Source organism: Pseudomonas sp. 05N433, assembly GCF_056396925.1.
In genome coordinates this window covers 1-5,515 of sequence record NZ_JBFTML010000108.1, presented here as the reverse complement: position 1 = coordinate 5,515, position 5,515 = coordinate 1, and the positions used below count along the sequence as shown (strand labels likewise).

Genomic DNA, 5,515 nt, shown 5'->3' with positions numbered 1-5,515 from the left:
GTCGTCGAGGCTCTCGGGAAGTAAGGTGCCTTGGCCTCGATGTTCACCTTGGATAAAGCGCTTCATGGGCGATCCTTGCGATGAAATCCTCAGAAATCATAGCAAGGGTTCGCGGAGGCGTTTTTACACACTCTGGGCCAGAAGCGGTCGGCGGGATGCGCCTGGAAAACGAGTTGATTCAATGGGCATCAGAAATGACGGTGCGTGCGGACACGATGGCTGATATCTTTCCTGCGCACCAAATTGCCTCCAGTCGGCGCTGATCCCATCAAGGAAGATAGAAACAATGAAAGTGTTATTCATCGCTTCGCTAGGAATTGCATCGCTAATTCAAGCATCACTATCCTTCGCGGATAATGTTAATGGAAAAAATCTCTATTTACAGCGATGCAGCATGTGCCACGGAGTAGATCTTAAAGCAACAGGACCATTGGCTAATAAAAGCAATCCTCCTACGCCTGATCTAACAACATCCGCTTTCAAAAAGCGATTAAATGATTATCCGGGCGTAATTGTATCATCGATAATACTTCGTCCAAATGGAGACTTGATTCCAAGAACGTTGCGAGAGAATGGTGTAAAGCTATCGCCGTACGCTTGGAGGATTAAAGATCTACGCGATTTAAATGAATACATGGGTGGTGTGATTTCAAAGAATCGATGATTTTAGAGATGAGAGGCAGGCACAGAAATTTAAATGCCATTTCAGGTTTTAGGGTTTGTGGGGCAATGCCGGTGAGTCAGTCGGCCTCGCGCGGGCACATCGATAATGAACAATCTCCGATTAATACAAGCTCGGGTGGCTCTTCGCATCAAGCAGCAGTCGGCTGCGGTCGTGACAGGCAAGTAACGGCCAAAAGCAGACATTCACCTGCCAATTTTATGTCCTGCTCCAGATTGTGCCGGACTTTCCCCTATATTAACTATCATTCAAATAAGTTTGTCGCAGTAGCGACCCGAACTTAATCGTCATATTTATGAGGTTATATGCAAGTCAGTTGCCATAATGAGAAATCGCTTCATTCACGTCTCTATGATATCGATCTGGTTAATGCCTAAAGTAAAAACAAGTATTACACATTGATGCGAATTGATTGACTTTTTACTCCAATTTACCATTCGTCGTCATGCAGAAAAAAAATTCAACTTTTTCGAAAGCGGGTGACTCCCACTAATACAACCATCAAGGCGGTGGGTGTATTTTTCTGATTGATTGACGATTGCTGATAGGAGATAGTAATGAACTACGTAGATCGCGATACCTATGGCATATACAAAACCAACCTCCTGCGAGATACCAGCTCCGAGGAACAGGGGCCTGGCCCCGACCTGATGGGGGCAGACACACTCATTGGAAATGATGTTTATAACCATAATGGCGAAGACTTGGGGGATATTAAGGAAATCATGCTAGATGTTCGCAGCGGAAGAGTGAGTTATGCTGTTCTATCTTTTGGTGGGTTTCTTGGCATGGGAGAAAAACTGTTTGCAGTGCCCTGGAATGCATTGACACTGGATACAGTAAACAAGCGCTTCGTACTCAATGTAGAGAAAGAGCGCTTGGAAAATGCACCAGGTTTTGACAAGGACAGTTGGCCTAATATGGCTGACGAGTCTTGGGCCACAGAAATTCATTCTTTCTATGGAACTAAACCCTTCGTTTACGATACTGTTCTGAGATAAAGTGTCGACAAAGCTAATGTCCATGTTCGAAATGAAGAGTGATGCGCGCCGAGCAAACAACGATATGTTTCGTTGGGGGCCAAACCCTAAGGCGCGCATTGCGGTGAAAAAAGGTTTATCGAAGCAACAAGGGAGGATATTTTCTACAACTATCCAGTGCTCCATTGCATATTACGCGAAACGTGATCTTCCGTTTTGGCCCAGGCTGTGTGAAAAAGTTTTAGAGCAGGTTTGACAATCAGGGCTGGAACGAAAATCGCGCTCCCTGTCGCGGAGGGCAGCAATCAATCTGCCGTAGGGGTTACAGGCTCTGTGGTACTTACAGTCGAAACTCGATTATTGGCAAACAGGTAAAGTCACACGGAAAATCGTGCCGTCCTCTAGCGTCGACTCGACCTCCATCTTTCCACCATGGCCCTCTACAATCTGAGCGGCGATGAATAATCCAAGCCCCAGACCAGAGGAGGTTCCTGGTTCACTGTCGGTATATCTGGAATAACGTCCTTCCGGATCGAAGAGAGTGGGCAATGCGCTGGGAGGAATGGGCTCGCCATAATTTTGCACGCAAAAGTAGGTGGTGGTGCCATCCCCGGTCAATGTGACATTAATCGGACGCTGTAAGTGGCCGTGTCGCGCGGCGTTGCCAATAAGATTCGAGAACACTTGTGCCATGCGTGATGGATCGTATAGGCCTGGTACCGGTCCCGTGTCGGTGAAAATGATTTTTGCTTTAGGGTGGGCAGCGGTGATTTCATCCACGACTGATTTGCAAACAGAAGTTAGGTCAGTATTTTCTGGTTGTACCGGAATGCCCGTGCCAAGGTTACAGCGCGCCAGGTCGAGCAGATCTTGCACCATCTGGTTGGCGCTTTGAACGCTTGTAGAAATCTGCGCAATTATTTTTTTTCCACGGCTGCCAAGTTCCTCAGTCTGCCTCAACAGATCGGCGCCCAGCATTACCGCGCCCAACGGAGTGCGAAGGTCGTGGCCCAATACCCCCAAGACCGTTTTTCGGGTTGTTTCCACCGCTCGCCCATACGTCGCAATTGACTCGACAAGCGCTTGATCTATCGCCTCGTTGAATCGGATTATGTCCACAATTTCATGGTCGTCCCCTGTGCCTTCCTGGGCCAGCCAAAGCCTGAGGACGCTTGATCTGAGGGCGCGATATTCGGAGACCACCTGGTCTAGAGTGAAACCAGCCATTAGGCGCGTCACTGCATGGCTTTGAGCCGCCGACTCCTCTTCTGTTACAGGTGCCAGCCCATGGGACTTGTCGATCTGTTGTTGCTGGGTTTGAGAGGTACGCATATCGAGCGCAACAGCCCTCAAAATAAATTCGGCATGGTTTCTCAGGCCTTGGGAATCCATAGCGGGCATCGAGGTATCAACAGACCTGGCAAATGCTTCCCACGCTTGCAGAATAGGCTCAAGGTTTTTGAGGATGAAATCTGAAAGTCTCATGGGGATCCTAATGGACGACATTAATCAAGTGAGTTTTGCTATCTGCAATTAGCCTAGCGGAATGACAGAAACCGGTGTTTCTGCGTGCAATGCCGTTGGTCAGTTCTAATCGGTGATCATCCGCACCACCCTGGGCAGGGAAGCGGATATTGATGATGTCGCCAACGGCTAGTGCAACGCTATAGAGGCTTGTGATGCAGAGTATTGCTAGCGGTTGAGAGGGAAAGCGATTGACCGGTTCTGGCCGATTCTGTTGAAAAAGGCCAAGTGCTGCCCGAACACTGCGTTTCGCAAGATCGTTCGCAGCGTCCATGAAGCCGCGCGTGATGTGGCTCGGCGAATCGCAGCGATACCTGCGTATGTGCGCTCTCGCCACGAACGTAAAAAGGTCGAAATGTTGTTTGCCCACCTCAAACGCATCCTGAAATTGGATCGCCTGAGATTACGTGGCATGAGTGGTGCAACCGATGAGTTCACGCTGGCCGCCGCAGTGCAGACCTTGCGACGGCTGGCCAAATTTACCTCTAAAGGGCCACCGCTCACGGAATAGGTGCGTCTGCACTCAGCAAAAAAAACCTCAAATTAACCCGCTAACTGAGCAGCAACGGTCAACGAAGGGCCGAGAAACCACTCAATGTGGTGAGTCGGTTCTCCGATGGTGGTCGTGCCTGAGTTCAGGTGAGCTGAAAATCCGACTTTTTCAACAGAATCGGCCAACAGCGGTCGTTGAAATGCTCAGAATCACGCTATGCAACATCACTTGTTCAGGCTATCGCTTGATGCTCGACTGCTCTGAAACCTAAGCTCTGAGTGAACCGCAACAGATAGCCATCTGGATCAAGCACCAAAAAATTAAGCTCTCCGTGCAGGCGCTCTTTATCTCGGTACCAGCACTCTTCAATGGGTCTGCGCAATTCAATACCAGCGTCTTCGATGGCCTTAGCCAAAGCTTTGGTATCAGAGCACTGAATCGAAAGATTCATCCCTCGGCCATAGGGTGATAATAGAGGGCCAACACGCCATGGAGACGCCTCCAAGTCATCCTGCTCCAGCATCAATTGGCTCCCTTGAAAGGACAGGAAAGTGAATTTGTCTTCAGGCCTTTCGTATTCAATTTGGAAACCCAGAATCAGGCAGTAAAAATCCAAGCTTCGTTTTAAGTCAGAGACAATCATCTCTGGAACTAACGTGTTCATCTTCATAAACGGACTCCTTGTCGTTGATAACACCCCTCGAGCAGTGGGACTTTCGGCGAAAAGCCCCGATCGAATCACTTTTTAACCGGGGCATTCCAGCATTCGGGGCATTTAGCGACGTGGCCACAGTTTGAAGTGCGCCATCTCCGACTCGGCTCAAGACGTACCATTCTCGCCCTATCAGCCTTCCCTGTAGCGGAGCTACAAGCCCGACGCCCCTACGCCGCCTGCCGCCGCATGGTCAGGATAGCAGCACCGAAACCGATGAATGTCGACCCCACCACCCGGCTGACCCAACGGGATAGCGCAGGCCGGGTTAGCACCCCCTTGGCCCGCGATGCGAGCGCGGCATAGAGGCTCAGGGACGATACCGACAATGCCATGAAGATCGAGGTGAGGATCAGAAATTGCGGTAGCAATGCCGCACTCTGATCGATGAACTGCGGGAACAACGCGGTGAAGAACATCGTCGCCTTGGGGTTGGTCACCGCCGTCAGGAAGGCCGCTTTGTACAGTTTGGAACGAGTCGGTCGGCTTTCCTTCAAGTCGTCCTGAATCCCGTCCGGGAGCATCGGGCCCTTTTTGAACAATTGTCTGATGCCCAGGTAGAACAAATAACCGGCACCGATGAACTTCACTGCATTGAACAGCCATTCGGAACTGGCAAGCAGCGCCCCCAGCCCCAGCATGGCAGCGGACGAAAGGCAGAACAGGCCACTGGCGTTGCCGAGCGATGACCATATGGCGCTGCGCTGCCCATGGGCCAGGCTATTGTTGATCGCCATCAAGGTCGCAGGCCCTGGGCTGGCAATGGCAATCGCGGCGACCAATGTAAACGTCAGAATCGAGTGAGAATCCATTTTCAAAGCTCGTGGTGGTGGGGGCTGGCATGTTACAGGAACGAACGGGACAAGGAGTTAGGTGGTGCTCGGTTTGCCAGACGGTCATTGGATTAAAAGCGTTCCTTGCCCGCTGAACGATTTAGCCAATCTGTTGCGTCGATCGGTTGAATCCACACCCCATGGCTGCCAGTGGGGACAGGCAGAAATCGGTCCAGAGTGTGTAAAAACGCTCATAACCTGATCGTCTTGAGCCATTGACGTTCGTTGGCTGAGCGATCGCACGGTCAATGCGGTCAATGCTTCGAGTCGCACCGGTCGCGACCTGGAACA

At 50.6% G+C, this 5,515-nt stretch carries 7 protein-coding genes and 1 pseudogene; 3 read left to right on the top strand and 5 right to left on the bottom strand.

Features of this window, described 5'->3' with window-relative positions; all coding sequences use genetic code 11:
- On the bottom strand, positions 1–66 hold a 66-nt coding region (locus AC1DIS_RS29690; RefSeq protein WP_477773939.1), incomplete at its 3' end, for a hypothetical protein.
- A 220-nt stretch (positions 67–286) separates the two neighbouring features.
- Between AC1DIS_RS29690 and AC1DIS_RS29685 the strand changes: the two genes are divergently transcribed.
- Complete coding sequence (locus tag AC1DIS_RS29685) at positions 287–664, top strand: c-type cytochrome (protein ID WP_081626537.1); 378 nt, start codon at positions 287–289, stop codon at positions 662–664.
- A 575-nt stretch (positions 665–1,239) separates the two neighbouring features.
- Complete coding sequence (locus tag AC1DIS_RS29680; RefSeq protein ID WP_111453853.1) at positions 1,240–1,683, top strand: PRC-barrel domain-containing protein; 444 nt, start codon at positions 1,240–1,242, stop codon at positions 1,681–1,683.
- Between the two features lie 336 nt (positions 1,684–2,019).
- On the opposite strand, the gene AC1DIS_RS29675 is transcribed toward AC1DIS_RS29680, so the two are convergent.
- Complete coding sequence (locus AC1DIS_RS29675) at positions 2,020–3,147, bottom strand: sensor histidine kinase (protein ID WP_111453854.1); 1,128 nt, start codon at positions 3,145–3,147, stop codon at positions 2,020–2,022.
- A 259-nt stretch (positions 3,148–3,406) separates the two neighbouring features.
- Between AC1DIS_RS29675 and AC1DIS_RS29670 the strand changes: the two are divergent.
- A pseudogene (locus AC1DIS_RS29670) lies at positions 3,407–3,697 on the top strand (transposase); the annotation flags it as partial.
- A gap of 214 nt (positions 3,698–3,911) precedes the next feature.
- Here the strand turns inward: AC1DIS_RS29670 and AC1DIS_RS29665 are convergent.
- The 3 genes from AC1DIS_RS29665 to AC1DIS_RS29655 form a co-directional block, all read right to left on the bottom strand.
- Positions 3,912–4,349 (bottom strand): bleomycin resistance protein, encoded by a 438-nt coding sequence (locus AC1DIS_RS29665; protein ID WP_111453855.1) that lies wholly within the window; start codon positions 4,347–4,349, stop codon positions 3,912–3,914.
- Between the two features lie 212 nt (positions 4,350–4,561).
- On the bottom strand, positions 4,562–5,203 hold the full coding sequence (locus tag AC1DIS_RS29660; protein ID WP_052964729.1) for a LysE family translocator: 642 nt from the start codon (positions 5,201–5,203) through the stop codon (positions 4,562–4,564).
- Positions 5,204–5,324: 121 nt separating this feature from the next.
- Positions 5,325–5,515, bottom strand: a 191-nt coding sequence (locus tag AC1DIS_RS29655) for a hypothetical protein (protein ID WP_477781282.1), incomplete at its 5' end; no start/stop codon positions are given.

Bases quoted from the DNA above. Each gene is read 5' to 3' on its own strand.
- AC1DIS_RS29685 (WP_081626537.1), top strand. From the start codon at position 287: ATGAAAGTGTTATTCATCGCTTCGCTAGGAATTGCATCGCTAATTCAA.
- AC1DIS_RS29680 (WP_111453853.1), top strand. From the start codon at position 1,240: ATGAACTACGTAGATCGCGATACCTATGGCATATACAAAACCAACCTC.
- AC1DIS_RS29675 (WP_111453854.1), bottom strand. From the start codon at position 3,147: ATGAGACTTTCAGATTTCATCCTCAAAAACCTTGAGCCTATTCTGCAA.
- AC1DIS_RS29665 (WP_111453855.1), bottom strand. From the start codon at position 4,349: ATGAAGATGAACACGTTAGTTCCAGAGATGATTGTCTCTGACTTAAAA.
- AC1DIS_RS29660 (WP_052964729.1), bottom strand. From the start codon at position 5,203: ATGGATTCTCACTCGATTCTGACGTTTACATTGGTCGCCGCGATTGCC.